Here is a 24,821-nt window from a genome sequence, read left to right as displayed (position 1 = left end):
CCTGTTCCCGGCGACGTCCAAGGGGCGGGACGCTCCTGTTCCCGCAGACGTCCAGGAGGCGGGCCGCTCCTGTTCCCGGCGGGCCCCATAACGCGGGAGGAGGGGGCGAACGGGATCTCCTGTGCCGGGTCCGCCCGCGGCTACGGTGTCGGCAATTCCCTGGTCCGGACCAACCCCCCACCGGACCGGACACCCCCCTGAAACAAGGAGAGTTACGTGGAGAACACCACGCTCCGCAGACGCGTGCTCGCCACCGCAACCGCCACGGTGGCCGTGGGCGCGCTCGCACTCGCGGGACTGAACGGAGTGGCGTCCGCCGGTCCTGCGGGAACCACCGCCCCGGCCGTCTCCGCCGACAGCCTCTCACCCGGCCTGCTGGCCGCCATGGAACGCGACCTCGGACTCGACGCAGAAGCCGCGAAGACCCGGATAGCGGGCGAGTACCGCGCCGCCGCCGTCGCCGCCGGTCTGGAGAAGACCCTCGGCGCCAGCTTCGCCGGGGCCCGGGTCAGCGGGGACAAGGCTGACCTCACCGTCTCCACCACCGACGCCACCGAGGCCGCCCTCATCACGAAGGCGGGCGCCAGGTCCGAGGTCGTCGGCCACAGCCTGGACCGGCTCGAATCGGTCAAGGCCGCACTCGACAAGGCGGCGCTGAGCAAGGCCCCGAAGAACGTGCCCGTCTGGTACGTCGACGTCGAGGCCAACCGGGTCGTCGTGAACGCCGCGAGCACCTCGGCCGCCGAGGCCTTCGTGAAGGCCGCCGGGGTCGGCGGCCGGCTGGTCACCGTCGTCCGCTCCACCGAGCAGCCCCGCGCCCTCGCGGACATCCGCGGCGGCGACGCGTACTACATGAACCCGTCCGGCCGCTGTTCCGTGGGCTTCGCCGTGACGCGCGGCACCCAGCACGGCTTCGTCACCGCCGGCCACTGCGGCCGGGTCGGCACCACCACCAACGGTGTCAACCAGCAGGCCCAGGGCTCCTTCCAGGGCTCGACCTTCCCGGGCCGTGACTACGCCTGGGTCGCCACCAACACCAACTGGGTGGCGCGGCCCCTGGTCAACGGCTACGGCCGGGGCGATGTGACCGTCACCGGCTCCACCCCGTCCGTCGTCGGCGCCTCGGTCTGCCGCTCCGGCTCCACCACCGGCTGGCACTGCGGCACGATCCAGCAGCTCAACACCAGCGTCACCTACCCGGAGGGCACCATCTCCGGCGTGACCCGCACCAGCGTCTGCGCCGAACCGGGCGACTCCGGCGGCTCGTACATCTCCGGCAGCCAGGCGCAGGGCGTCACCTCCGGCGGCTCCGGCAACTGCTCCTCCGGCGGTACGACGTACTTCCAGCCGCTCCTCCCCGCCCTGCAGGCGTACGGGCTGACGCTCGCCACCTCCGGCGGCGGCAACCCGACCACCCCGCCCACCACCCCGCCGCCCACCGACCAGCCGGGCGGCACCTGGGCGGCCGGCACGACCTACGCCGTCGGCGCCACCGTGACGTACGGCGGAGCGACCTACCGCTGCCTCCAGGGGCACACGGCCCAGGCCGGCTGGACCCCGGCGGCCGTCCCGGCCCTCTGGCAGCGGGTCTGACCACCGCTCCGACGCACTTCGCCCCATCCGTGACCCGGCGTCACCGAACCTCCTGAACCTCTCCTGCCTCCCCGCACCGAGGACTCCGAGGAACTGTCATGACCCCACAAATGGACAACGCCACCCCCCATGAACCGAACGCCTCCGACGAGGCGTCGGGCGACCGGCGGCGGATCAGCCGCAAAGGTCTCCTGAAGGCCGCGATCGTCGCGAGCGCGGCTCCTCTGCTCGCCGGAGGAGGCGTCGCGCTCGCCCGGGACGCCGCACCGTCGGGCGGGGGCGCTCTCCTGGCCCCCACCCCGCAGTGCGACGACGGCGACGACACGACACCGCCGCAGATGGAGGGCCCGTACTTCAAGCCCAACTCCCCGCGGCGCACCAGCCTGGTGACGCCGGGCACCCCCGGCGTACCGCTCACCGTGAGCGGCTACGTCTTCGGCCGGGCCTGCCGGCCCATCTCCGGGGCGCTGCTCGACTTCTGGCAGGCCGACACCAACGGGTCGTACGACATGGCCCAGTACGCCTTCCGGGGGCACCAGTTCACCGGCGCCGACGGGTCGTTCAGCCTCACCACCATCGTGCCGGGCCTCTATCCGGGCCGCACACGGCACATCCACGTGAAGGCGCAGGCCCCCGGGGGCCGCATCCTCACCACGCAGCTCTACTTCCCGGGAGAGCCGCGCAACAACACCGACGCCCTGTTCGACCCGGAGCTGCTGATGAACGTCCGCAGCGTCGGCAACGGGCGCCAGGGCACCTTCGACTTCGTGCTGGACGTCGCCCAGACGCCCGGCCCGACCGATCCGCCCACCGATCCGCCCACCGACCCGCCGGGTTCCACCTGGACGCCCGGTACCTCCTACAGCGCGGGAGACCGCGTCACCTACGGCGGAGTCGCCTACCGCTGCCGGCAGGCACACCGGTCCCTGACGGGCTGGGAGCCGCCGAACGTCCCCGCGCTGTGGGAACGCGGGTAGACGCAGCAGCAGCGAGGCGTACCACCGCCCGCGCCCCGTTCACGCCGTCCGGCGCGTGAACGGGGCGCTTTCGCGTGCGGGCGCTCCCGTGGTCCCGGGGCCGGGGGAACTCGTCGCCGGCCGGGTGAAACATTTGCCCGGTCCCGGAGCGTCGATCAGATGGAGGGGCGGAACGGAGGACGGACGGATGAACGGGGGAAGGCATGAGGACATCGCGTGCCGAGGAGTTCAAGGAGTTCGCTGCCGGGCGGGCGAGCCATCTTTATCGCTCGGCCTGCCTGCTGACCAGCGGTGATGTGCACCTGGCCGAGGACCTGGTGCAGGAGACGCTGGGCCGGATGTATGTGCTCTGGGGCCGGGCCCGCCGGATCGACAACCCGGCGGCGTATGCGCAGACCGTGCTCGTCCGGATATTCCTGACCCACCGGCGCCGCCGCTCCGCCGGTGAACGCCCGCTGGCCGAGCTGCCCGAGGGCGCCCCGGCCGACCCCGACGATCCGGCGCTGCGGATGACGCTGCTCCGGGCGCTCGCCCTGGTTCCCCATGCCCTTTGAAGACGAACTCAGCGAGGAGCTCCGCCGGACCGGGGAGACCTTCGACCTGACCGCCCGTACGGCGGTGGTGGACGGTGCTCTGGAACAGGGGCGCCGCTCGCTCCGCCGCCGCCGGGGCGCCGCCGTGGCGGGCAGCGTCCTGGCCCTGGCCCTCGTCGGGGGCGGTGGAGCGTTCGGCGCCGGGCTGCTGGGCGGCGGACCCGGTGGCGGTACGGGGGTGGCGGGCGGCGGACCGGCGGTCCCGGTGAGCGTGCCGGGCGGCCTCTCCGAGGAGAAGCTGGCCGCCGTCCTGGAGGAGCTGCTCCCGCCGGGCAGGGTCAGCGAGGCGCGGGGGGTGGTGAGCGGCGACGCGAAGGGCCCGCACCGCGCGTCGGTCTCCGCCGTCTACGACGACGGCAAGGGGAAGGGCTCGGTCCTGGTCCTCCTGTATCCCGCGCCGGGCGGCAAGGCGGCCAAGGGGGCCGACTGCGATGAGCAGCCCGGCCCGCCTCCCGGCATCGTCAGCGGCGAGCAGGGGTACGACCCCGGGCTCACCGTCTGCTTCGACACCGGCAGCGGCGGTGGCACGGGCAGCAGGTTCGTTGAGGCGTCGGGTGCGGCACGTGCCGTCTTCTTCACGGCGGGCGGTGTCGCGGTGGACGCCCGGGCCTACGACCGGGTGACGGGCGGTGGGGCGGGCGCCACCCGCACCGGCCCCGCGCTCGACGACAAGGGGCTCATGGAGCTGGCGCGGGCCGAGGAGTGGCGCCCGCTGGCGGCCGCGCTGGAGACCGACGCCGACACGGTGGACACCGACGGGGCCTCGCGCCCGCCCGTGGAGCCGGAGCCCGACGCCGAGGACCTGCCGCGCACCGGGCAGGAGACCCCGCGTACGGGGCAGGACACTCCGCGAACCGGTGAGCGTTCGCCGGAACCGTCGCGCCGGGAGGAGAAGGGTTCCCAGCAGCCCCCGCTCGACTACGCGTCGCTGATGCCCACCTTCCTGAAGCTGCTGCCCGAGGGCCTCACGGTGAGCGACAGGACGGACAGCCAGGACGGGTTCGCTTCCGTGGTCGTCGACGACGGCCGGGGCAGGACCCTCGTGCAGATCAATGTGCAGCCCGACATGGGGGGCGTCGCCGACGAGCTGTACGGCGACGCGACCACCCTGCCCGACGGCACGCTGCTCGCCACCACCCAGCAGCCCGGCGAGAAGGGCGGCGCGGGGGTCGTCTGGTGGACGGCCGACACGATGCGCCCCGACGGTCTGCGGGTGGTCGTCTCGGCGTTCAACTCCGGCGCGCAGTCGACGCCCGCCACCCGTCCGGAGCCCGCGCTCACCATGGAGCAGCTCACGGCGGTGGCGACCAGCCCGGAGTGGCTGAAGCTCCAGCAGTAGGAGAGGCCGACGGCCCCGGGCGACACGGCGGGTGCCCCCGGGCGACACGGCGGGTGCCCCCGGCGGCACGGCGAGTGCCCCCGGGAGCCCGCCGGCCCCGGCCCCGGCCCCACCCCCCGGGGCCGTTCATTTCGCGTCGGAGTAGCGCTCCACGACCGCCGTGGTGAAGGGGAACCGCACCGGCGTCTCCCCGAAGGCGATCCGTCCGGCCAGCTCGCCGGCCGCCCGGATCGCCTCGGTCACGGCGGCGGTCTCCTCGGCCGGGCAGTGCACGATCACCTCGTCGTGCTGGAAGAAGACCAGCTCCGCGCGGAGCCCCTGTTCGTGGAGGGTGCGGCGCAGCCCGGCCAGGAGGAGCAGGGCCCAGTCGGCGGCGCTGCCCTGCACCACGAAGTTCCGGGTGAAGCGGCCCCTGGCCCGGGCCAGCCCGCCGTCGGACGTGGCCTCGCCGCCCTCCTGGGGGATGCCCGCCTCCTCGTCCTGGCCCGCCAGCGCGACCGGCGGGCTGGTGCGGCCCAGCCAGGTCCGGACCGTCCGCCCCTCCTCGCCCGCCCGCGCCGCGTCGTCGACATAGGCGACGGCGAGCGGGAAGCGGCGGCGCAGGGCGGCCAGGTTCTTCAGCCCGTCCCCGGAGGTCTGGCCGTAGACGGCGCCGAGCAGGGCCAGCTTGGCGTGTTCGCGGTCGCCGTGGAACGCCCGGTCGGACAGGGCCTTGTAGAGGTCTCCGTCGTGACCGGCCACTTCCATCAGGCCCCGGTCGCGGGAGATCGCGGCCAGCACCCGCGGCTCCATCTGGTCGGCGTCCGCGACGACCAGGCGCCAGCCCTCGTCGGCGACGACGGCCTGCCGGATGACCTTGGGGATCTGGAGGGCCCCGCCGCCGTTGGTCGTCCAGCGGCCGCTGACCGTGCCGCCCGGCTGGTATTCGGGGCGGAAACGGCCCTCGCGCACCCAGTCCTGGAGCCAGCTCCAGCCGTGGGCCGTCCAGATCCGGTACAGCTTCTTGTACGCGATCAGCGGCTCGACCGCCGGGTGGTCCAGCTCCGCCAGCTCCCACCGCCGGGTCGACTTCACCGCGATCCCGGCCTGCGCGAACGCCTTCACCACATCGGCGGGCAGGTCGGGGCGGACCCTCCTGCCGAACGCGGCCGACACCTCGTCCGCCAGCTCGGCGAGCCTGCGGGGCTCGCCGCCGCCCGCGTACCGCTCGCCCAGCAGCCCGTGCAGCACCTCCCGGTGGACATCGGCCCGCCAGGGCAGCCCCGACCGGTGCATCTCGGCAGCGACGAGCATCCCCGCCGACTCCGACGCGGTCAGCAGCCGCATCCGGTCCGGGTGCTCGGCGGCCTCGTGGCGGCGCACCTGGTCCGCGTAGACCCGGAGCAGCCCCTCGAAGGGGACCCCGGGGCCGGACGGCGGTTCGAAGAGGGAGGACTGCGCACCCGGTTCGGCGGACCGGGCGGGCGGGTCCGGTGGCACGGGCGCGTTCTCCAGCCGGGCCAGCGCAGCGGCCGCGGACCGGGGCTCACCCAGCCGTCCCGCGTGCCCGAGCAGCAGGAGCTCGGCGCACTCGATGTCGTAACACCGCTCGACGCGGACCCCGGCGGCGAGCAGCCGGGGGTAGAGCTCGGCGGTGGACCGCCACACCCAGCGCGACACCCCGGGCCGGGAGCGGACCGCCTCGACGAGGTCGGGCTCGGCCAGGACCGGACCGGCGGGCGTGCCGTCCCGCTCCAGCCCCACGAGCAGCGCCCCGCCCCCGTCCGTCGCCGACACCGCCCACCGTTCGGTCATGGAGGCGAGTCTGGCACCCGCCACTGACAGTCCCCCGGAGCCGGGGCGCCGACTGGCCGCCCACCCCCGCAGCCGTGAGGATCACCTCATGGAAGCGATCGTGTACGAAGAGTTCGGCGGGCCCGACGTGCTGCACCTGGCAGAGGTGGACGCGCCGCGCCCCGGGCCCGGCCAGGTCCGGGTGGCGGTGCGGGCGGCCGGGGTCAATCCGCTCGACCACAAGATCCGCAGCGGCCGGATGGAGGCCGCGTTCCCCACCCCGCTGCCCGCCACACCCGGCGCGGAGCTGGCCGGGGTGGTCGACGAGGTGGGGGAGGGCGTCACCGCCTTCGCCCCCGGTGACGAGGTCCTCGGCTGGAGCGCCACCGGTTCCTACGCGGCCCGGGCGCTCGCCGAGGCGGTCTCGCTGGCCCGCAAGCCGGAGGGGCTGTCCTGGGAGACGGCCGCCGCGCTGCCGGTGGCGACCGACACCGCCTCCCGGGTCCTGGACGAGCTGGCGCTGAGCGACGGCGAGACGCTGCTGCTGCACGGGGCGGGCGGAGGCGTCGGCTCGGTCGCCGTACAGCTCGCCGTGGCCCGGGGCGCGACCGTCATCGGCACCGCATCCCCGGCCAACCACGACTACCTCCGGGTGCTCGGCGCGGTCCCGGTGGCGTACAGGGACGGGCTGGTCGAGCGGGTGCGCGAGCTGGCCCCGCAAGGGGTGGACGCGGTCTTCGACGCGTCGGGGCGTGGTGCCCTGCCCGCCTCCATCGAGCTGCGCGGCGGCACGACCGACCGGATCGTCACCATCGCGGACGGGGACGCCGCCGAGCTGGGCGTCGCCTTCTCCTCCGGCGGTGGCGGACCCTCCGCCGAACGTCTGGCGGCGAACGCCCGGCTGGCGGCCGACGGTGAGCTGCGCGTGGAGATCGCCCAGGTCTTCCCGCTCGCCGACGCCGCGAGCGCCCACGAGGTGAGCGAGGGAGGGCACGTCCGGGGCAAGCTGGTGCTGCTGCCCTAGCGGGCCGTACGGCGGGGGCGGCGGCCGTCCGCGAGGGCCGGCGGCCCGCCTACCCTTGGTCGGATGGAACCGGTGATCGACCAGGCATGCGCGGCGGCGCTCTACGCGGAGGGCGACGCGGCCCTGGACACCGGGGCCTCCCTCCTCGCCGCCGCCCCCGAAGCGGACGACGCCCTGCACCGGCGCGGCGAGGAGTTCGTGCGCCGCGCCTGGGAGAGGGGCTGGCACCCCGCCGACCTCGTCCGGTTCGTCCGGCTGGAGCTCGACGAGCGGCGCGCGGTGCTGGCGGCCACGCTGATCGCCGCCGAGACCGCCCGGTACGGGGAGCTGCCGCCCCGCTGGCGCGCCCAGCTCGACGAACTGCCCGGCCCCGCGGCCGCGCCGCGCAACAAGCCCGACCGGTTCGGTTACGCCTCCGACCTGCTGGAGCTCTACCGGCTGCTGCTGCGGCTCCCCGCGATCGAGCCCGTCGGCCCCGTGCCCGGCACCGCCGCCGACCACCTCCACCGGCCGCCCGCCCCCGGCGAACCCCGCATGCTCACCCGGATCAGGGCGCTACTGGCGAAGGCGGAGGCGACCGGCTTCCCGGAGGAGGCCGAGGCGCTGACGAGCAAGGCGCAGGAGCTGATGGCCCGGCACAGCATCGACGAGGCCCTCATCGCCGCCCGTACGCGGAGCACCGAGACCCCCGGGGCGTGCCGGATCGGGGTGGAGCCCCCGTACGAGAGCGCGAAGGCGATCCTGCTCGACGCCGTGGCCTCCGCCAACCGCTGCCAGGCCGTGTGGAACGGCGACCTCGGCTTCAGCACGGTCGTCGGCTTCGAGGCGGACCTGGAGGCCGTGGAGCTGCTGTTCACCTCGCTGCTCGTACAGGGCACGGCGGCGATGACCCGGGCGGAGGCCGGGCAGCGGGCCTCGGGCCGTAAGCGGACCAAGACCTTCCGGCAGTCGTTCCTGATGGCGTACGCGCAGCGGCTGGGCTCCCGGCTCGCCGACACCACCGAACGGGCCACGGCGGCTGCGGATACGGATACGGAAACGGGCGCGGGCACGGCAGAAGGCACCTCCGGACTGCTCCCCGTCCTCGCCGCCCGGGACGTCGCCGTCACCGAGACCGCCGAGCGGATGTTCCCCCGGACCACCACCACCCGGGTCCGCGGCGCCACCGACCTGGACGGCTGGAACCACGGCACCGAGGCCGCCGACCGGGCCCGCATGGGCGATTCCCGAAAAGGCCCCCACGGCCGCACCTCCCGTGGACGTGACGGCGAAATCATGGCGTAAGTCCGACTTGCCCATCATCCGGGCTAGGCTCGGCCCATGAGCTGGCTCCGGGCGCTGAAGGAGACCGCCCGCTCGGGGCTGGAGATCGAGCGGCAGAGACTCGAACCGCTCATCGCCTTCCGCGGGGCGGCGGGGCTCGCCCTCGTCGTCGGCACGAGCCTCGTCCTCTTCGGGCCGGAGATCGCGGCGAGTTCGGCGTTCGGCGCCTTCCAGGCGGCCATCGCCACCTTCCAGCGCAGCTGGCGCCCGCGCCCCGTGCTCGCCCTCGTCTCCGGCGCCAGCCTCGCCGTGTCGACGTTCCTCGGCTATGTCACCGCCTCGAACCCCGTGCTCTTCCTCTGTCTGCTCGGCGGCTGGACCTTCCTCGCGGGTCTTGCCTGGGCGGCGGGCCCGACGGGCGGGATCATCGCCTCGTCCAACGTCGCGATCATGCTCGTGACGATCACCCTGCCGACCTCCGTCGTGGACGCCGCCGCCCATGCCGGGATGATCCTGGTCGGCGGCGTGGTCCAGGCGGCGCTGATCGTCCTGTTCCCGGTCCGGAGATGGGGCGCCCAGCGCGACGCGCTCGCCGACGCGCTGGCCGCCGAGGCCGACTACGCCCGGCGGCTGCGCCACGACCCGGTCGCCCCCTTCGACCCGCTGCCCCTGATGACCGCCCGCAGCGCCGCCGCCGTCACCCCGCGCCAGGCCCGCCGCCGCCCCGCCGAGCTCCACGGCGCCCGGGGCATCGCGGAGCGGCTGCGTCCGGTCCTCGCCTCGCTGGCCGACCCGGCGATGGGGGTGCCCGCCGACGGCCTGGAGCGGGCCTGGGTGAACGAGCTCCTCGGCGCCGCCGGGTCCGTGCTCGACGCCGCCGCACGGGCCGTACGCCACGGCGAACCGGTCCACCTCTCCGCCACCGACCTGGGCGTCCTGAAGACCCCCGACAACGACGTGATCCTCGTCGGCCCCGCCCTCCGCGCCGCCGACCGGCTCGCCGCCCTCCTCGACGACGTCCTGGAGATCGCGGAGGGTACCGGCACCGAGAGCGGGGTCCCCGAACACCTCGCCCCCGACACCCGCCACCGCCCCACCCTGCTGCGGTTGGTCCCGGTCGTCCTGAAGGCGATGCGCCGGGAGCTGCACCACGGCTCCCCGATCCTCCGCCACGCGATCCGGGTCGCCGTGGTCGCCGTCGCGGGCTACTTCGTCGGCGCCGCCCTGCCGCTCGGGCACGGCTACTGGGCGCCGATGACCGCCGTCATGGTGATGCGCCCGGAGTTCTCGCAGACGTACGGCCGCTCCGTGGCCCGCTTCGGCGGCACCCTGGTCGGCGTCGGGCTCGCCACCGCCATCGTGCAGACCGCCCACCCCGACGCCCGGCTCTCGGCGCTCCTCGCGGTGGTCTGCGCCGGGCTGATGTACCTGCTGATGCGGACGGGGTACGCGGTCGGCCAGGTCTGTGTCTCCGCCTACGTCGTCTTCCTGCTCGGCATGGCGGGCGACGACTGGTCCCAGACCGTCACCGAACGCATCGTGCTCACGCTGGTCGGCGGGCTCCTCGCGATGATCTCGTACGCCGTCTACCCGGCCTGGGAGACCCCGCGGCTGCGCAACCGGCTGGCCGAGTGGCTGGTGGCGGACGGGCGGTACGCGGCGACGGTGGTCGACCGGTACGCCGACCCGGCCCACCGCGACCTGGACGAGGTACGGGACGCCCTGATCGCCACCCGGGAGGCCAGGGTCGCCTGGCAGGAGGCGCTGGCGACCGCCCAGCACGAACCCGTACGCCACCGGGGCATCTCCCGCGCCGCCGCCACCGACGCCCAGCACGCCCTGGCCCAGCTCGGCCGTTCCGCGATGGTGCTGGAGGCCCACCTGCCGGCCCGCTCGGCCGACCCGGTGCCGGGCGCCGCCCAGCTGGCCGAGGCGCTGCGCCGGGCCACCGAGAAGGGCGCCAAGGCGGTACGGGAGCGGCGGTTGCCCGACTGGCAGCCGGTGGTGGACGCGGTCGCCCACTGGGACATGCCGACACCGGCGGAGGACGGTACGACACCGGTCGGCGACCCGGTGGTGCGCCGGGGTGCGGCGCTGCTGCTGGAGGCACTGGAGGAGTTCACCCGCGCCCTGGACGAGCGGGGCGGCTCCACGCGGGTCAGCAGCACCCTCGCCGAGCACTGAGGGCACTGAGGTCGCTGGGAAAACGAAGCCTCAGGACGCCGGCGGCACCTCGGGAAGCTCCGGCAGCTCGGGTACCTCGGGCATCTCCGGCAGCGACGGCAGATCCGTCGGCAGCTTGCCCGGGTCGGCCTTGGAGAGGGTGTCCTTCACCCCGCCGTCCCAGGAGAGGACCAGCTTCTTGCCGTCGTTGGACTCGATCGCGCCCATCGTGCGGTCGTTGGCCCCGCCGGTGCACTTCAGCGCGAGCATCACCTCGCCCATGTCCTTCACATCGCCCTGGCACACGGCCTGGTCGGCGACGAGGGCGACCTTGCCCGCGGTGATGGAGACGGTGACGTTCTTGCCGTCCGTCAGCCCCACCCACGTGCCGTCCAGCGACGCGGTGTCCGTGGCGCTCCCCGATTCCTGGCCGTCGCCGGGCTTCGCGCTCGACCCGGCGTCGCCGCCGGAACCCTTGCCCGCGTCGTCGTCACTGCCGCACGCGGTCAGCGCCAGCGAGGCGGCCAGAGCGGCTACCACGACACCTCCGGTGCGTACGAACCTGGTCACGTGGAGTTCCCCCTTGCTGTTTTCCGGTCGAAAGACCGCGTCACGTTACCAAGGTTCTTCCGGCCAACTCCGTTAAACGGGAGCCAAATAGGCGTGCCGTTCGTCTCTCCTCAAGGGTCTCCTTCAAGGGTCTCCTTCGAGGCCTTCTCCAGGAAGGAAAGTGTGTAATCAAAGCAACACCCCGCGTGCACGTGCATCTGCTCATGCATCCGCATATGAACAGAGCTATGATCCGATCTAGTTGACACTTGCACCTTGCAACTCGGGGAGCGTCCTGTGCACCACGTGTACAACGGCATGGCGGCCACAGAGCTTCGCGGAGTCGTCTGGCAGAAGAGCAGGCACAGCAACTCCCAGGGATCCTGCGTGGAGTTCGCGAAACTGCCTGGAGGGGATGTGGCGATGCGGAACTCCCGCCATCCCGACGGGCCCGCGCTCGTCTATACGACGGCCGAGATCGAGGCGTTGCTGCTCGGCGTCAAGGACGGCGAGTTCGACCACCTGACGGCCTGAGGCCACCTGACGGCCGGAGGCTGACTCCGGCGGCCAGGTGGCCGGTTGTCTCCTGCGATGGGCCCCGGAGGGGCCCGCGTGGCCCGCTTCTCACTGCCCGTTCTTCGCGCAGTCCGTGAGCCGGAACAGGGCCCAGACCACCTTGCCGTGCAGGGGTGCCGACGGGAATTCCCCAGCCGGTGCGGGTGAGGGGTGCCAGCCCCAGCTGTCGCTGACGCACTCCACCAGGAACAGGCCCCTCCCCGACTCGGCGGAGTCCGCGGCCTCGCCCGCCACCGGGCTCTCCCGGCTGGGATCGCGCACCGCGCAGACCAGCCGTGAGCTCCAGCGCATCAGATGCAGCCGCACCGGCGGGTCCTGGAACTCCCGCGGCGGGTCGCTCGGCAGCGCGTGGCGCAGGGCATTGGTGACGAGCTCGGACACCACCAGGGCGACATCGTCGAAACGGTCGCTCAGCTCCCACCGTTCCAGGGTGGACCTGGTGAACTGCCGTGCTCCGCCGACCGCTTCGTAGCGGGCGGGCAGAGCGCAGGAGGCCGAGCCGGCGACCCCTGAGGGGTCGGTCGGGGGAAGCCCCTGCCGTAACGGCTCGAGCATCGTCGATCCATTCGTCCCCATACGAGGCACTCCCGGGATTCGCGGCTGTAGCGGCACTGCCTGTAAGCGGTACTGCGGGGGGTACAGCGGCACAACACGAGCACGCAGGTGCGCAGGGGTCATGCTTCCCAATGCGCAGGGCAGATGCAAGGGCAGATGCACGTGCACGCGCCGGACCTGCCCGATACCGTGGTGATTCCGGGGTATTTCTTCCCTCGGGCAGTTTCGGAGCTTTCCGGACGTCTTCTCATTTCCGTAATCGAATGAGTACGGGCTGAAGCGTTTTGGTGGCAGAATCCTGGCTTCGGGGTTCAGGCCCTAGGGGCGCCCCGAGTGCCCGGTAGGCGATGGGGAAGGTCGGTCCGGTGTCGGCAGGCGAGTCGAGTGGATCAGTGGTGCGGCGCATCCTGCTGGGCTCTCAGCTCAGAAGGCTTCGGGAGTCGCGCGGTATCACCCGTGAGGCGGCCGGCTACTCCATCCGGGCCTCCGAATCGAAGATCAGCCGCATGGAGTTGGGACGGGTGAGCTTCAAGGCCAGGGACGTCGAGGATCTGCTCACGCTCTACGGTGTCGCGGACGACGCGGAGCGCGACGCGCTCCTCGGCCTGGCGCGCGAGGCCAATGTGGCGGGCTGGTGGCACAGTTACGGGAATGTGCTGCCCGGCTGGTTCCAGACCTATGTGGGTCTGGAGGGGGCGGCCTCTCTCATTCGTATCTATGAAGTCCAGTTCGTGCACGGCCTGTTGCAGACCGAGGCATACGCCCACGCCGTCGTCTCCCGCGGAATGCGCGGAGCCTCCGCCGCGGACATCGACCGCCGGGTCGCCCTGCGCCTGGAACGCCAGAAGGCACTCGTCTCCGAACGGGCCCCCACCTTCCACGCCGTTCTCGACGAAGCGGCCCTGCGCCGTCCGTACGGTGAACGTGACGTGATGCGGGCCCAATTGCGGCATCTGATCGACATGTCGGAGCAGCCGAACATCACCCTTCAGGTGATGCCCTTCAGTTACGGAGGGCATGCGGGTGAAAGCGGTTCGTTCACCATGCTCCGTTTCCCGGAATCCGACCTGTCGGACATTGTCTATTTGGAGCAGCTGACAAGTGCGCTCTATCTGGACAAGTCCGAGGAGGTCGCGCAGTACGAAAAGGCCATGGCGTGCCTGTGCGAGGACAGCCCCGGTCCGGAGGAGAGCCGCGATCTGCTGCGCGGGCTCCTCCAACTCTCGTGATTAGTCAGTACCATGACGTCACATCAGGAGTCTGCGAACGCCTGCAGTAAGGGATTGCATGTCCTTCTTCCATGAACTGGCCCACCAGTACATCGATGGCGAGTGGCGCACGGGCAGCGGCTCATGGGACATCATCGATTTCAATCCCTACAACGGTGAGAAACTCGCCGCCGTCACTGTGGCCACCGCGCTGGAGGTCGACCAGGCTTACCGGGCGGCCGAGCGGGCGCAGCAGGAGTGGGCCGCCACCAATCCGTACGAGCGGCGGGCCGTTCTGGAGCGGGCCCTGCGCATCACCGGGGAGCGTACCGAGGAGATCGTCGAGGCGATCATCGACGAGCTGGGCGGCACCCGGCTGCGCGCCACGTACGAGGTGCGCGGTGCGACGGAGGTGCTGCGCGAGGCGATCCGGCAGTCGCTGCGCCCCACGGGCCGTCTGCTGCCCGCCGTCTCCGACGGCCGCGAGAACCGCCTGTACCGGCTGCCCGTCGGCGTCGTCGGTGTGATCAGTGCCTTCAACTTCCCTTTCCTGGTGACCATGAAGTCGGTGGCGCCCGCGCTGGCGCTCGGCAACGCGGTCGTCGTGAAGCCCCACCAGAGTGCCCCCGTCGTGGGCGGCGGACTGATCGCGAAGATCTTCGAGGACGCCGGGCTGCCGGCCGGGCTGCTCAACGTCCTGATCACCGACAGCGCCGAGATCGGTGACGCGTTCATCGAGCACCCCGTGCCCCGGGTGATCTCGTTCAGCGGCTCCGACCGGGTCGGCCGCCACATAGCCGCGACCGCGGCCGGGTTCTTCAAGCGCACCATCCTGGAACTGAGCGGCAACAGCGCCCTGGTGGTGCTGGAGGACGCCGACATCGACTACGCGGTCCGGGCGGCGGTCTTCAGCCGCTTCCTCTACCAGGGCCAGGTCAGCATGGCGGCCAACCGCATCCTGGTGGACCGTTCGGTGGCCGAGGAGTTCACCCGGCGCTTCACCGCCGAGGTGGCCGCCCTGAAGTCCGGGGATCCGAGGGACCCGGAGACCCGGATCGGCCCGGTCGTCAACGCCTTCCAGGCCGACGCCCTGACCGCCCTGGTCGACCGCGCGGTCGCGGACGGCGCGACCGCGCTCGTACGGGGCAGGACCCGCGGCAACGTCGTGGAGCCGACCGTCCTGACGGACCTGCCGGAGGACTCCCCGCTGCTGGCGCAGGAGATCCTCGGCCCGGTGGCCCTGCTGATGACCTTCGACGGCGAGGACGAGGCCGTACGGATCGTCAACGACAGCCCCTACGGCCTGAGCGGCGCCGTGCACACGGCTGACGCGGAACGCGGGGTGCGGTTCGCCCAGCGGATCGACAGCGGGATGTTCCACGTCAACGACTCCACCGTCCAGGACGACCCGCTGGTGGCGTTCGGCGGCGAGAAGACCTCCGGCGTCGGGCGGCTGAACGGAGAGGCGGTCGTGGAGGCGTTCACCACGCAGAAGTGGCTGTCGATCCAGCACGGCCGCTCGGTCTTCCCGTTCTGAAACCCCCTTCCCGTCCTGAAACCCCTCTTCCCGTTCCGAAGCCCCTGGCGGACTCTCCCCTTCCGGTCGGCCGGGCTACCCTAGTCAAAGTTGAATAGGAAGGGGTGGGCGCCATGTCCGCGATCCGGCTGCTGGTCCTCGGCGCTGTGCGCATGCACGGCCGCGCGCACGGCTACCAGGTCCGCAACGACCTGGAGTACTGGGGCGCGCACGAGTGGTCCAACGCCAAGCCCGGGTCGATCTACCACGCCCTGAAGCAGATGGCCAAGCAAGGGCTGCTCCTCGCGCACGAGACGGCCCCCTCCACGGCCGGTGGCCCGCCGCGTACCGAGTACGAGGTCACGGAGGAGGGGCTGGCGGAGTACCGCACCCTGCTGCGTGACGCCATCCGCTCCTACGACCAGAACCTCGACGTCCTCTCGGCGGCGATCGGCTTCATCGTCGACCTGCCCCGCGAGGAGGCGGTCGCGCTGCTCAAGGAGCGGATCGAGGGCATGAAGGAGTGGCGGGACGCGGTCACCGAGTACTACACGCCCGAGGACGGCCCCGAATCCCTCGGCCACATCGGCGAGATCATGAACCTGTGGGTGCACTCGGCCGACACGGGCGCGGAGTGGACCCGGGGGCTGATCGAGCGGATCGAGGGCGGCGCGTACACCTTCGCCGGTGAGGGCGACCCGTTCGTCGGGGTGCTCGCCGAGGGCGAGGAGAACCCTTACGCGACGGGTGTGCCCGATCCCGGGGACAACGACTGATCAAGTTTGACTAATGGGTCGACCGGGTTTACCTTCGAGCTGCTAGTCAAGTTTGACTACAAGGGCAACCGAAGGATGGCGGGGAACGTGACCGACGCGATCGTCCTGGACGGCGTGCACAAGAGGTACGGGGAGAAACGCGCCCTCGACGGGCTGGACCTCACAGTCGGAGCCGGCACCGTCCACGCGGTGCTCGGCCCCAACGGGGCGGGCAAGACCACTGCCGTACGGATCATGTCGACGCTGCTGCGCCCCGACGCGGGCCGGGTCACCGTGGCCGGGCTCGACGTCCGCGAGCGGGCCTCCGACGTGCGGCGCAGGATCGGCCTGCTCGGACAGCACGCGGCGGTGGACGAACAGCTCGGCGGGCGGCAGAACCTGGAGATGTTCGGGCGGCTGTACCACCTGGGCGCACGCCGGGCGGGCAGCCGGGCCGACGAGCTGCTGGAGCGGTTCGGGCTCGCGGACACCGGGCGCAAGGCCGTCAAGCAGTACAGCGGCGGGATGCGCAGGCGGCTCGACCTGGCCGCCTCGCTGATCACCGAACCGGACGTGCTCTTCCTGGACGAGCCCACGACCGGCCTGGACCCGCGCGGCCGGGCCGAGGTGTGGGGCGCGGTCCGTTCCCTGGTCGGCGGCGGCACCACCGTCCTGCTGACCACGCAGTATCTGGAGGAGGCGGACCAGCTCGCCGACCGGATCTCCCTCATCGACGACGGCAGGGCCGCCGCCGAAGGCACGTCCGACCAGCTCAAGGCGCTCGTCGGCGGCGACCGGATCGACGTCGTCCTGCGCGACGCGTCCCGGCTGGCGGAGGCGGCCGCGCTGCTGGGGTCCCCGGGCTCCCTCCTCGACCCGGACCGCCGACTGATCAGCGCCCCGGCCCCGGACCGGATGGCGGCCCTGACGGGGGCGGTCCGGGCGCTCCAGGAGGCGGGCATCGAGGCGGAGGACATCGCGGTGCGCCGCCCGACGCTGGACGAGGTGTTCCTGTCCCTGACCGGAAGGCCCGGGGGCGGAGAGCCCGTCGGCGAACAGGCAGTACGCGAGACGAAGGCGGCGGCATGAGCGCGACGACGACAGCGATCCCCGGCCAGGGCGGCCCGGGGCAGGGCGCCCTCGGCCGCGAAGGCGGCGCCGCGCGGCTCACCTGGGCGCTGGCCGACTCCTGGACGATGACCCGCCGCGAACTCGCCCACTGGGCCCGGCAGCCCGTCGCGGTGCTCGTCAACCTGGCCTTCCCGGTGATGCTGCTCCTGATGTTCACGTACCTGGTCGGCGGCGGCCGGGGCGTGCAGGGCGACCCCACCGAGTTCCTGGTCCCCGGGATGCTCGCGCTGACCATGGCCTTCGGCCTGGAGAGCACGATGCTCGCGGTCACCCAGGACCTCAACAAGGGCGTCATCGACCGGTTCCGCTCCCTGCCGATGGTCCCGGGCGCGGTCCTGGTCGGCCGCAGCGCCGCGGACATGCTCCAGTCGACGGCGGCGCTCGCGGTGATGGCCGGGGTCGGTTACGCGGTCGGCTGGCGCTGGCACAACGGGGCGGCCGCGGCGCTCGGCGCGGTGGGGCTGCTGCTCCTGCTCCGGTTCGCGATGCTCTGGGTCGGCATCCAGCTCGCCATGGTGGCGGGGCGGCCCGAGCTGGTCTCGGCGGTCCAGATCCTGGTCTGGCCCGTCGGCTTCCTCTCCAACGTGTTCGCCACCCCGGCGACGATGCCGGGGTGGCTGGGCGCGGTGGTCGAGTGGAACCCGATGTCCGCCACCGCCACCGCCGTACGGGAGTTGTTCGGCAACCCGGGCGGCGCGACCGGCTCCTGGGCCGCCGAACACGCCCAACTCCTGGCCGTGCTCTGGCCGGTGGCGATCATCGCGGTGTTCTTCCCGTTGACAGTACGGAAGTTCGCGCGGCTGAGCCGGTAGCCGGTAGTCCTGGTCGCTGAAGGCCTAGTGATGGAAGGCCGTCACGGTCGCCCGGTCATGGCTCAACGGGTGCTTCTGCGCCCGCAGTTCGGGGAGCAGCAGCTTCAGGTCCTCGATCAGCAGCGCGGCCAGGTCGGAGGAGAACCCGTTGCGGCACACCACCCGCAGCACCGAAAGGTCCTCCCGGTGGGCGGGGAAGGTGTAGGCCGGGACCAGCCACCCGTGCTCCCGCAGCCGGCGCGAGACGTCGAACACGTCGTACGCGTGGACCTCCGGCTTGGTCGTGAAGGCGAAGACCGGCAGCTCGTCGCCCCGGGTGAGCAGCCGGAAGTCGCCGAGCTCCTCCACCGCCCGGGCGAGAGAGCAGGCCACGTCCCGGGAGGCCTGCTGGACCGCCCGGTAGCCGTCGTGCCCGAGGCGCAGGAACGTGTAGTACTGCGCGACCACCTGCGCCCCGGGCCGGGAGAAGTTCAGCGCGAAGGTCGGCATGTCGCCGCCCAGATAGTTGACCCGGAAGACCAGCTCCTCCGGCAGCTCGTCCGCCGTACGCCACAGTGCCCAGCCGACTCCTGGGTAGACCAGCCCGTACTTGTGGCCCGAGGTGTTGATGGACGACACCCTCGGCAGCCGGAAGTCCCACTCCAGATCGGGATCGAGGAAGGGGGCCACCATCGCGCCGGACGCCCCGTCGACATGGACGGGGATATCAAGGCCGGTGCGCTCCTGGAGGGCGTCCAGGGCCGCGCAGAGGTCGGCGATGGGCTCGTAGGACCCGTCAAAGGTGGAGCCGAGGATGCCGACGACGCCGATCGTGTTCTCGTCGCAGAGTTCGGCGGCGGCCTGCGGGTCGAGATGGAAGCGCTCGCCGTCCATCGGGACCTGCCGGGCCTCCACCTCCCAGAAGTTGCAGAACTTGTCCCAGCAGACCTGCACGTTGACGCCCATCACCAGATTGGGCCGGGCGGTCGCCGGATAGCGGTCCGCGTTCCGCTTGGCCCAGCGGCGCTTGAGGGCGAGCCCGGCCAGCATGCACGCCTCGCTCGACCCGGTGGTCGAACACCCCACGGCCGCCGCCGGATCGGGCGCGTTCCACAGGTCGGCGAGCATCGCCACACAGCGCCGCTCCAGCTCGGCTGTGCGCGGGTACTCGTCCTTGTCGATCATGTTCTTGTCCTGGCACTCACCCATCAGCACCCCGGCCTGGGGCTCCATCCAGGTGGTGACGAAGGTGGCCAGGTTGAGCCGGGAGTTGCCGTCGAGCATCAGCTCGTCATGGACCAGCCGGTACGCCGTCAGCGGCGGCAGCGGCCCGTCCGGCAGCCGGTGCCGGGGCGGCGCGGTGTTCATCGCCGCCGTCGGATCGGCCTCGCCGAAGAAGGGGTTGAGGGCGAGCCTGCGCCGCTCGTCGGAGTGTTCGTCCCGCTGCGGGTGGGCGCCTCGGTGGAGCGGCATGGGGGAGCAACCTTTCTCCGGGTCTCGACTTTCGGCTCTCGGCTCTCGTCGATCAGCTCTCGGCGGCGAGCCCGGCCTTCAGGGCCCGGGTGAACTTCACGACGCGCTCGGCCTGCACCCGGGCGGCGGTCAGCGTCACCTCGCCGACGGGGATGTCGCCCTGCCCGGACACGTGCGAGGTGCCGTACGGGTTGCCGTCGACGAACTTCGAGGGGTCGGTGTACCCGGGGGCGACGAGGATGCCGCCGAAGTGGTGGATCGTGTTGTAGAGCGCGAGCAGAGTGGACTCCTGGCCGCCGTGGGCGGTGGCGCTGGCGGTGAAGCCGCTGTAGACCTTGTCGGCCAGCTGCCCGGACTGCCAGAGCCCGCCGAGCGTGTCGATGAACTGCTTGAGCTGCGCGGTGATGTTCCCGTACCGGGTCGGCGAACCGAAGATCACCGCGTCCGCCCAGACCATGTCGTCCGGCGAGACCTCGGGGACGGAGGCGGTCGCCTGCACGTTGGCGGCCCAGGCCGGGTTGGAGTCGATGGCCGCCTGCGGGGCGAGTTCGGCCGCCCGGCGCAGCCGCACCTGGGCCCCGGCCCGCTCCGCGTCCTCGGCGATGGCCTTGGCGATCGTGGCGATCGTGCCGGTGGACGAGTAGTAGATGACGGCGACATTGACGGGCGTGGGCATGCGGGGACCTCCGTCGGGACAGTATCGGGTCGAAACGGTACGTAGTGGTACGGAGCTGACGATACGGATATCCGCCGCACCCGGCGCGCCGGGCGGACCCGCCTCCGTACCCCGTACGCCGTCGCTTCGCTCACCGCAGCGCCTTGCCCTCCCCGTCCAGCTGCATCTGGGCCCGCCCGGTCACCAGCAGCCAGGCGGGCAGGGCGGCGGCGCAGAGCAGCGGCAGTACGGACGCGTCGCTGACCAGTACCGCCGCCGTGAACAGGCTCACCCACCCCTGCCGGGTGACGGCGAGCAGCACGCCCAGCACCGCGCACGAGACCGCGAGCGCCGGCGGTACGGCGTCGACCAGCGCGTGGGCGCAGAGCCCGAGGGCCACCCCCGCGAAGACGGCGGGGAAGATCCGCCCGCCCCGGAAGCCGCAGGCCGCCGCGACCACCAGGGCGGCCGTCTTCACCACCGCCATGCCCGCGAAACCCCCGGCCGACCAGCCGTCCGGGTCCGCGGCGAGCTCCTTCACCTCCTCCAGCCCCTTGAACAGGGTCAGATGGCCGCCCAGCGCCCCGAGCAGCCCCAGTACCAGCCCGCCGACGGTCAGCGCGAGCACCGGGTACCGCAGCGCGCGGAAGGCCCGGTGCGCCACCGGCAGCGCGTACACCGCCAGCAGGCCGAGGAGTGCGCCCGCCGAGGCGATCAGCAGGGCGGAGAGGAGGTCGCCCCAGTGCGGGCCGGAGTAGGCGGGGAGGGAGAGGTCGAAGCTGGGGTGGGCGAGCAGCGACATGGTCAGCGCCCCCGCCGTACCGGCCGCGAGCGGTGCGAACAGCCGGTCCCAGAACGCCCCGGGGCCCGGCTGCGAGGCCAGTGACTCGGAGAGGATCAGCGCGGCGGCGATCGGGGTGCCGAAGAGGGCGCCGATCGTCCCGGCGGCGGCGAGCGCCACCCACAGGTCGGCCGGTGCGCCGGGCGCGGCCCGCCGGCCGAGCCAGTAGGCGAGGGCGATGTTGGCGGCGGTGATCGGGTTCTCCGGCCCGAGGCTCACCCCGCCCGCCAGCGCCAGCGTGGTCACCAGGAGCAGTCCGGGGATGATGCCCGGCCGCATCGGCGCGTCCACCAGGCCGGTGGTGGCCGGGTCGGGCCCGCCGTGACCGGGTACCGCCCGCAGGACCAGGCCCACCGCGAGCCCGGTCGCGGTGAGCATCACGATCATCCAGAGCGAGGAGAACCGGCCCACGCCGAGCGCGTCGGGCAGGGTCTCCCAGAGCACGTCCTGGAGCTGTTCCGCCAGCAGGCTGACCCCGAGCAGCACCAGCGCGCAGACCACGCCGACGGCGATCGCGGGCAGGACGAGCGGCAGGAGCCGCCGGGCAGGGGCGGCCGGGGGGTGGGGAGGCGCGGGGGATTCGGGGTCCACCGGCTCACCCTAGGGCGACGAAACGCGCAAACCGCACCATTGCGGTCCGGGCGAAACCGCGTCACCACCCACCGGTCCGCGTCACCACCCACCGGTCCGCGTCACCGCCCGCCGGCCCGCCTCGCCGCCCGCCGGTCCGCCTCGCCGCCCGCCGGTCCGCGTCACTGCCCGCCGGTCCGCGTCACTGCCCGCCGGTCCGCGTCACCACCCACCGGTCCGCGTCACGGCCCGCCGGTCCGCCTCACCACCCGCCGGGTCCGCCCCACCGTCACACCCTGCTGATCACCGCCGCCGTCCCGTACGCGCAGACCTCCGTGCCGACATCCGCCGCCTCCGAGACGTCGAACCGCATCATCAGGACCGCGTTGGCGCCCCGCGCCCGGGCCTGCTCCACGAGCCGCTCCATCGCCTGGTTGCGGGTCTCGACCAGGGTCTTGGTCAGCCCCTTCAGCTCGCCGCCGACCAACGACTTCAACCCGGCGCCGATCTGGCTGCCGAGGTGACGCGATCTCACCGTCAGCCCGAAGACCTCGCCGATCACCTGTGTCACCTGGTAGCCGGGTACGTCATTGGTGGTGACGACCAGCACGTCCGCCTGGGCCGTCTGGCCGCCGCCGAAATCCTCAATGCCCATGTTTGTGGCACCTCCTGTCCTCAGCCTCGCCCCGCTCCGTAGGATGCGCATTCCCGCCGTCCGCCACTGGAACCAAGGGCGTTCATCGGGCGTTGATAGCTTGGGGCGGCCTACAGAGCCCCCACCGCACACATCCTGGAGCCCGGACCCTTGAATACGCTTGCGCTCGGCCCGAGCTGGCTGGACCCGGACTATCTGCTCAATACGTTCGGCCTCCCCGGCCTTCTTCTCATCGTCTTCGCCGAGTCCGGACTCCTGATCGGCTTCTTCCTGCCCGGCGACTCCCTGCTGTTCACCACGGGGCTGCTGGTGACCACAGGACAGCTGAAGTACCCGCTCTGGCTCGTCTGCACCCTGGTCGCCGTCGCCGCGATCGTCGGCGACCAGGTGGGCTATCTCTTCGGCCGCAAGGTCGGCCCGGCACTCTTCAAGCGCCCGGACTCCCGCCTCTTCAAGCAGGAGAACGTCGAGAAGGCCCACGAATTCTTCGAGAAGCACGGGCCGAAGTCGCTGGTCCTGGCGCGGTTCGTGCCCATCGTGCGGACGTTCACGCCGATCATCGCGGGCGTCAGCCGGATGAACTACCGCTCCTTCATCACGTACAACATCGTCGGCGCGATCCTCTGGGGCGTCGGTGTCACCGTGCTCGGCGCCATGCTCGGCAAGATCGACTTCGTGCACGAGCACATCGAGATGATCCTCATCCTGATCGTGCTGATCTCCGTGGTGCCGATCGTGATCGAGGTCCTCAGAGCCCGGAGCCAGGGCAAGAAGGCTGCAGCCGCCGAGGCCGCCGACAACCCGGACGGTCCCCCGGCGGGCCCGGCCCCCGGCCAGCGCGGCCGCCACGCCAAGCGCTGACCCCCTGTTCGTACGTACGGCAGGAGCCCCTCCCCCGCAGCAAGCCGGGGGAGGGGCTCTTCCCGTTCGCGTACAGGACGGGTCCTCAGAACCCCCGGGTCCGCTTCGCCGCCCGGCGGCTCGCCCCGCCGACCGCGCCCGGCACCCCCATGAACAGCCGCGAGATCTCGCTCCCCAGGTTCACCCCGATCGCGATGGCCAGGGCCGTCGCGACCGCCGTCGACAGGGAGGCGAGCCCCCGGTCCAGCTCGTTCTGCGCCACACCCAGCAGACCGAAGTACGTCGCCGAACCGGGCAGCAGCGGCCCGATCGCCGCCGTGATGTACGGCAGCGAGGACGTGAACCGGTAGCGCGAGAACAGCTGGCCGAACAGGCCCACCAGACCGGCCGCCACCGCCGTCGCCGCGACCGGCGAGATGCCCCCGGTCCGGGCCATCGCCCCGAAGATGATCCAGGCGACACCGCCGTTGAGGGTGACCGCCAGCACGGTGGAGCGTTCCTGCTGGAGCAGGACCGCGAAGGCCAGGCTCAGCGCCATCGACGCCAGGATCTGGAGCACCGGCCGGTCGTTGGGCACGAACTGCGCCTCGGGGTTGAGCGCCGCCCCCAGCTGCACGCCCAGGTACAGGACGATCAGCACGCCCGCCACGATCCCGATGAAGAAGTACATGACCTCCAGGAGCCGGGCGGAGGCGGTGATGTAGTAGCCGGTCAGCCCGTCCTGCACCCCCGCCACCAGCGCCCGCCCCGGCAGCAGCGCGAACAGCCCACCGGTGATCACCGCGGACGGCCGGATGTCCGTCGAATGGGTCAGCGTCAGCGCCACGCCCATCGCGGCGGGTGGCATAGCGGCCACCGTGAACTGGTAGAACTCCGGCAGTCCGCGCCCGGCGCAGAGCCACGCCAGCCGGTCGCCGAGCATCGCGCCCGCCGCCGCCACGATGAAGACCAGCACCCCGCCGCCGACCAGCACGGAGGCCGAACCGGCCAGCAGCCCGGCGGCCGCCGTCAGCACCCAGCCCGGGTACGGGTGCCGGTTCCTGCGGATCTCCGCGAGCCGCCGGTAGGCCTCCTCCAGGGAGACGTCGGCGTCCTCGCTGGTGATGTCGTCGACCAGCCGGAAGACGGCCGCCAGCCTGGTGTAGTCGGTGCCCCGCCGGCGTACGGTACGGCTCGCCGTCACCGGGTCGTCGACCAGCGACGGCTGGTGCGAGATCGACAGCAGCGTGAACGTGACCGTCGGCTCGCTGCGGTCCAGGCCGTACGACCGGGTCACGGCGAACATCGCCGCCTCGACGTCCTCGGCGCCCTCGCCGCCCGCCAGCAGCAGCTCCCCGATACGCAGCGTCAGGTCGAGCACGCGAGGCACTGCGGGACCCGTGTCGTCGTCGGTGCGCTGTACGGTCTCCGGCGCCGGGCGCTCGGTCACCGGCATCCGCAGCATCGTGCGCATCCGGTCCTGCCAGGGCGCCTCCTTGGTCAGCTTGACCATCGGAATGCCCTGCGCCGGGGTGAAGGCGGGGGGAGTCTGCTGGGCGTTGTACCCGCTCGGCGGGGTGAAAGCGGAACTCAGCGTGTCCGAGTTCGGACCGCCCGTGGAACCGCCGCCGGAACCGCCCGAACCGCTCGGCTCGGGGTGCACCCCGGTCGGGATCGCGAACTCCGACGTCGGGTGGTCCTCCTCGGGCGGCGAGGCCGGCTGACTCGTCCCGGCAGGCGCGGTGAAAGCGCTCCGTGCCTCGTCGGACTGGGGCTTCTGGTCCTCAGGACCGCCCGATTCCGCCACCACTCGACCTCGTTCCTCCTCGGCTACACCTTCCGGGCGCACGTGTGCCCAGTATGGCCACCGCCATGGGCCCCGCATGACGATGCGTCCGCACAGCGGAACGGGCGGCACACCCGTGAAGGTGTGCCGCCCGTTCCCGTACGGCTGCCCGGCTCACAAACGGAACCGGAAGAG

The 24,821-nt window shown here is 72.3% G+C and carries 21 protein-coding genes and 1 pseudogene; 14 read left to right on the top strand and 8 right to left on the bottom strand.

Annotation, left to right across the window (positions count from 1 at the left end; all coding sequences use genetic code 11):
• The first annotated feature begins 216 nt into the window (after nt 1-216).
• The 4 genes and pseudogenes from IE264_RS05450 (at nt 217) to IE264_RS37845 (ending at nt 4,502) form a co-directional block, all read left to right on the top strand.
• The gene (locus IE264_RS05450; protein ID WP_032758693.1) at nt 217-1,593 is read left to right on the top strand and encodes a carbohydrate-binding protein; all 1,377 of its coding nucleotides are present in this window, start codon (nt 217-219) and stop codon (nt 1,591-1,593) included.
• 110 nt (nt 1,594-1,703) lie between these two features.
• The gene (locus IE264_RS05445) at nt 1,704-2,570 is read left to right on the top strand and encodes a dioxygenase family protein (RefSeq protein WP_032758692.1); all 867 of its coding nucleotides are present in this window, start codon (nt 1,704-1,706) and stop codon (nt 2,568-2,570) included.
• 203 nt (nt 2,571-2,773) lie between these two features.
• Nucleotides 2,774-3,103 (top strand): annotated as a pseudogene (locus tag IE264_RS05440) (sigma factor); the annotation flags it as partial.
• A 10-nt stretch (nt 3,104-3,113) separates the two neighbouring features.
• A complete protein-coding gene (locus IE264_RS37845; RefSeq protein ID WP_229887405.1) occupies nt 3,114-4,502 on the top strand; it encodes a hypothetical protein in 1,389 nt (462 codons plus the stop codon).
• A gap of 126 nt (nt 4,503-4,628) precedes the next feature.
• Here IE264_RS37845 and IE264_RS05430 read toward each other — a convergent pair whose 3' ends face one another.
• A complete protein-coding gene (locus IE264_RS05430; RefSeq protein WP_032758691.1) occupies nt 4,629-6,296 on the bottom strand; it encodes a bifunctional 3'-5' exonuclease/DNA polymerase in 1,668 nt (555 codons plus the stop codon).
• Between the two features lie 88 nt (nt 6,297-6,384).
• Between IE264_RS05430 and IE264_RS05425 the strand changes: the two genes are divergently transcribed.
• The 3 genes from IE264_RS05425 (at nt 6,385) to IE264_RS05415 (ending at nt 10,746) form a co-directional block, all read left to right on the top strand.
• The gene (locus IE264_RS05425; RefSeq protein WP_032758754.1) at nt 6,385-7,299 is read left to right on the top strand and encodes an NADP-dependent oxidoreductase; all 915 of its coding nucleotides are present in this window, start codon (nt 6,385-6,387) and stop codon (nt 7,297-7,299) included.
• Between the two features lie 63 nt (nt 7,300-7,362).
• Nucleotides 7,363-8,583, top strand: coding sequence for a DUF2786 domain-containing protein (locus IE264_RS05420; protein WP_032758689.1), 1,221 nt, complete (start codon nt 7,363-7,365; stop codon nt 8,581-8,583).
• A gap of 36 nt (nt 8,584-8,619) precedes the next feature.
• The gene (locus IE264_RS05415) at nt 8,620-10,746 is read left to right on the top strand and encodes an FUSC family protein (protein ID WP_032758688.1); all 2,127 of its coding nucleotides are present in this window, start codon (nt 8,620-8,622) and stop codon (nt 10,744-10,746) included.
• A 30-nt stretch (nt 10,747-10,776) separates the two neighbouring features.
• On the opposite strand, the gene IE264_RS05410 is transcribed toward IE264_RS05415, so the two are convergent.
• Nucleotides 10,777-11,295, bottom strand: a complete 519-nt coding sequence (locus tag IE264_RS05410; RefSeq protein WP_032758687.1) for a hypothetical protein — start codon at nt 11,293-11,295, stop codon at nt 10,777-10,779.
• Between the two features lie 276 nt (nt 11,296-11,571).
• Between IE264_RS05410 and IE264_RS05405 the strand changes: the two genes are divergently transcribed.
• Nucleotides 11,572-11,808, top strand: a complete 237-nt coding sequence (locus tag IE264_RS05405; RefSeq protein WP_015609379.1) for a DUF397 domain-containing protein — start codon at nt 11,572-11,574, stop codon at nt 11,806-11,808.
• Nucleotides 11,809-11,898: 90 nt separating this feature from the next.
• On the opposite strand, the gene IE264_RS05400 is transcribed toward IE264_RS05405, so the two are convergent.
• Complete coding sequence (locus IE264_RS05400; protein ID WP_032758686.1) at nt 11,899-12,405, bottom strand: ATP-binding protein; 507 nt, start codon at nt 12,403-12,405, stop codon at nt 11,899-11,901.
• Nucleotides 12,406-12,752: 347 nt separating this feature from the next.
• On the opposite strand from IE264_RS05400, the gene IE264_RS05395 reads away from it, so the two are divergent.
• The 5 genes from IE264_RS05395 to IE264_RS05375 all read left to right on the top strand — a co-directional run bounded on the left by IE264_RS05395 (nt 12,753) and on the right by IE264_RS05375 (nt 17,827).
• On the top strand, nt 12,753-13,634 hold the full coding sequence (locus IE264_RS05395; RefSeq protein ID WP_176143946.1) for a Sco1979 family transcriptional regulator: 882 nt from the start codon (nt 12,753-12,755) through the stop codon (nt 13,632-13,634).
• A 58-nt stretch (nt 13,635-13,692) separates the two neighbouring features.
• Complete coding sequence (locus tag IE264_RS05390; protein WP_015609376.1) at nt 13,693-15,150, top strand: aldehyde dehydrogenase family protein; 1,458 nt, start codon at nt 13,693-13,695, stop codon at nt 15,148-15,150.
• Nucleotides 15,151-15,263: 113 nt separating this feature from the next.
• Nucleotides 15,264-15,905, top strand: coding sequence for a PadR family transcriptional regulator (locus IE264_RS05385; RefSeq protein ID WP_032758684.1), 642 nt, complete (start codon nt 15,264-15,266; stop codon nt 15,903-15,905).
• A gap of 87 nt (nt 15,906-15,992) precedes the next feature.
• Nucleotides 15,993-16,973 (top strand): daunorubicin resistance protein DrrA family ABC transporter ATP-binding protein, encoded by a 981-nt coding sequence (locus tag IE264_RS05380; protein WP_032758683.1) that lies wholly within the window; start codon nt 15,993-15,995, stop codon nt 16,971-16,973.
• Nucleotides 16,970-17,827, top strand: a complete 858-nt coding sequence (locus tag IE264_RS05375; protein ID WP_032758682.1) for an ABC transporter permease — start codon at nt 16,970-16,972, stop codon at nt 17,825-17,827. Before IE264_RS05380 ends, IE264_RS05375 begins: the two co-directional genes overlap by 4 nt.
• Before the next feature lie 24 nt (nt 17,828-17,851).
• Here the strand turns inward: IE264_RS05375 and gad are convergent, their stop codons facing one another.
• The 4 genes from gad to IE264_RS05355 form a co-directional block, all read right to left on the bottom strand.
• A complete protein-coding gene (gene gad, locus IE264_RS05370; protein ID WP_015609372.1) occupies nt 17,852-19,279 on the bottom strand; it encodes a glutamate decarboxylase in 1,428 nt (475 codons plus the stop codon).
• Nucleotides 19,280-19,331: 52 nt separating this feature from the next.
• On the bottom strand, nt 19,332-19,955 hold the full coding sequence (wrbA, locus tag IE264_RS05365) for an NAD(P)H:quinone oxidoreductase (RefSeq protein WP_032758680.1): 624 nt from the start codon (nt 19,953-19,955) through the stop codon (nt 19,332-19,334).
• Between the two features lie 130 nt (nt 19,956-20,085).
• A complete protein-coding gene (locus IE264_RS05360; RefSeq protein WP_032758679.1) occupies nt 20,086-21,366 on the bottom strand; it encodes an ion channel protein in 1,281 nt (426 codons plus the stop codon).
• A gap of 268 nt (nt 21,367-21,634) precedes the next feature.
• Complete coding sequence (locus IE264_RS05355; RefSeq protein WP_015609369.1) at nt 21,635-22,000, bottom strand: YbjQ family protein; 366 nt, start codon at nt 21,998-22,000, stop codon at nt 21,635-21,637.
• A gap of 150 nt (nt 22,001-22,150) precedes the next feature.
• Between IE264_RS05355 and IE264_RS05350 the strand changes: the two genes are divergently transcribed.
• A complete protein-coding gene (locus IE264_RS05350) occupies nt 22,151-22,861 on the top strand; it encodes a DedA family protein (protein ID WP_015609368.1) in 711 nt (236 codons plus the stop codon).
• Nucleotides 22,862-22,946: 85 nt separating this feature from the next.
• On the opposite strand, the gene IE264_RS05345 is transcribed toward IE264_RS05350, so the two are convergent.
• Nucleotides 22,947-24,650, bottom strand: coding sequence for a threonine/serine exporter family protein (locus IE264_RS05345; protein ID WP_032758678.1), 1,704 nt, complete (start codon nt 24,648-24,650; stop codon nt 22,947-22,949).
• Between the last annotated feature and the right edge of the window lie 171 nt (nt 24,651-24,821).

It is taken from the genome of Streptomyces microflavus, from assembly GCF_014650075.1.
Taxonomy (GTDB): Bacteria; Actinomycetota; Actinomycetes; order Streptomycetales; family Streptomycetaceae; genus Streptomyces; species Streptomyces microflavus.
The sequence above is the reverse complement of the archived record's forward strand: the minus strand, read 5'-3'. Positions and strand labels throughout refer to the sequence as shown.

What these genes read in the sequence shown, in the direction of transcription:
- IE264_RS05425 (WP_032758754.1), top strand. Translation starts at nt 6,385, where the DNA reads ATGGAAGCGATCGTGTACGAAGAGTTCGGCGGGCCCGACGTGCTGCAC.
- IE264_RS05415 (WP_032758688.1), top strand. Translation starts at nt 8,620, where the DNA reads ATGAGCTGGCTCCGGGCGCTGAAGGAGACCGCCCGCTCGGGGCTGGAG.
- IE264_RS37845 (WP_229887405.1), top strand. Translation starts at nt 3,114, where the DNA reads ATGCCCTTTGAAGACGAACTCAGCGAGGAGCTCCGCCGGACCGGGGAG.
- IE264_RS05395 (WP_176143946.1), top strand. Translation starts at nt 12,753, where the DNA reads ATGGGGAAGGTCGGTCCGGTGTCGGCAGGCGAGTCGAGTGGATCAGTG.
- IE264_RS05430 (WP_032758691.1), bottom strand. Translation starts at nt 6,296, where the DNA reads ATGACCGAACGGTGGGCGGTGTCGGCGACGGACGGGGGCGGGGCGCTG.
- gad (WP_015609372.1), bottom strand. Translation starts at nt 19,279, where the DNA reads ATGCCGCTCCACCGAGGCGCCCACCCGCAGCGGGACGAACACTCCGAC.
- wrbA (WP_032758680.1), bottom strand. Translation starts at nt 19,955, where the DNA reads ATGCCCACGCCCGTCAATGTCGCCGTCATCTACTACTCGTCCACCGGC.
- IE264_RS05420 (WP_032758689.1), top strand. Translation starts at nt 7,363, where the DNA reads ATGGAACCGGTGATCGACCAGGCATGCGCGGCGGCGCTCTACGCGGAG.
- IE264_RS05375 (WP_032758682.1), top strand. Translation starts at nt 16,970, where the DNA reads ATGAGCGCGACGACGACAGCGATCCCCGGCCAGGGCGGCCCGGGGCAG.
- IE264_RS05400 (WP_032758686.1), bottom strand. Translation starts at nt 12,405, where the DNA reads ATGCTCGAGCCGTTACGGCAGGGGCTTCCCCCGACCGACCCCTCAGGG.
- IE264_RS05445 (WP_032758692.1), top strand. Translation starts at nt 1,704, where the DNA reads ATGGACAACGCCACCCCCCATGAACCGAACGCCTCCGACGAGGCGTCG.
- IE264_RS05355 (WP_015609369.1), bottom strand. Translation starts at nt 22,000, where the DNA reads ATGGGCATTGAGGATTTCGGCGGCGGCCAGACGGCCCAGGCGGACGTG.
- IE264_RS05390 (WP_015609376.1), top strand. Translation starts at nt 13,693, where the DNA reads ATGTCCTTCTTCCATGAACTGGCCCACCAGTACATCGATGGCGAGTGG.
- IE264_RS05385 (WP_032758684.1), top strand. Translation starts at nt 15,264, where the DNA reads ATGTCCGCGATCCGGCTGCTGGTCCTCGGCGCTGTGCGCATGCACGGC.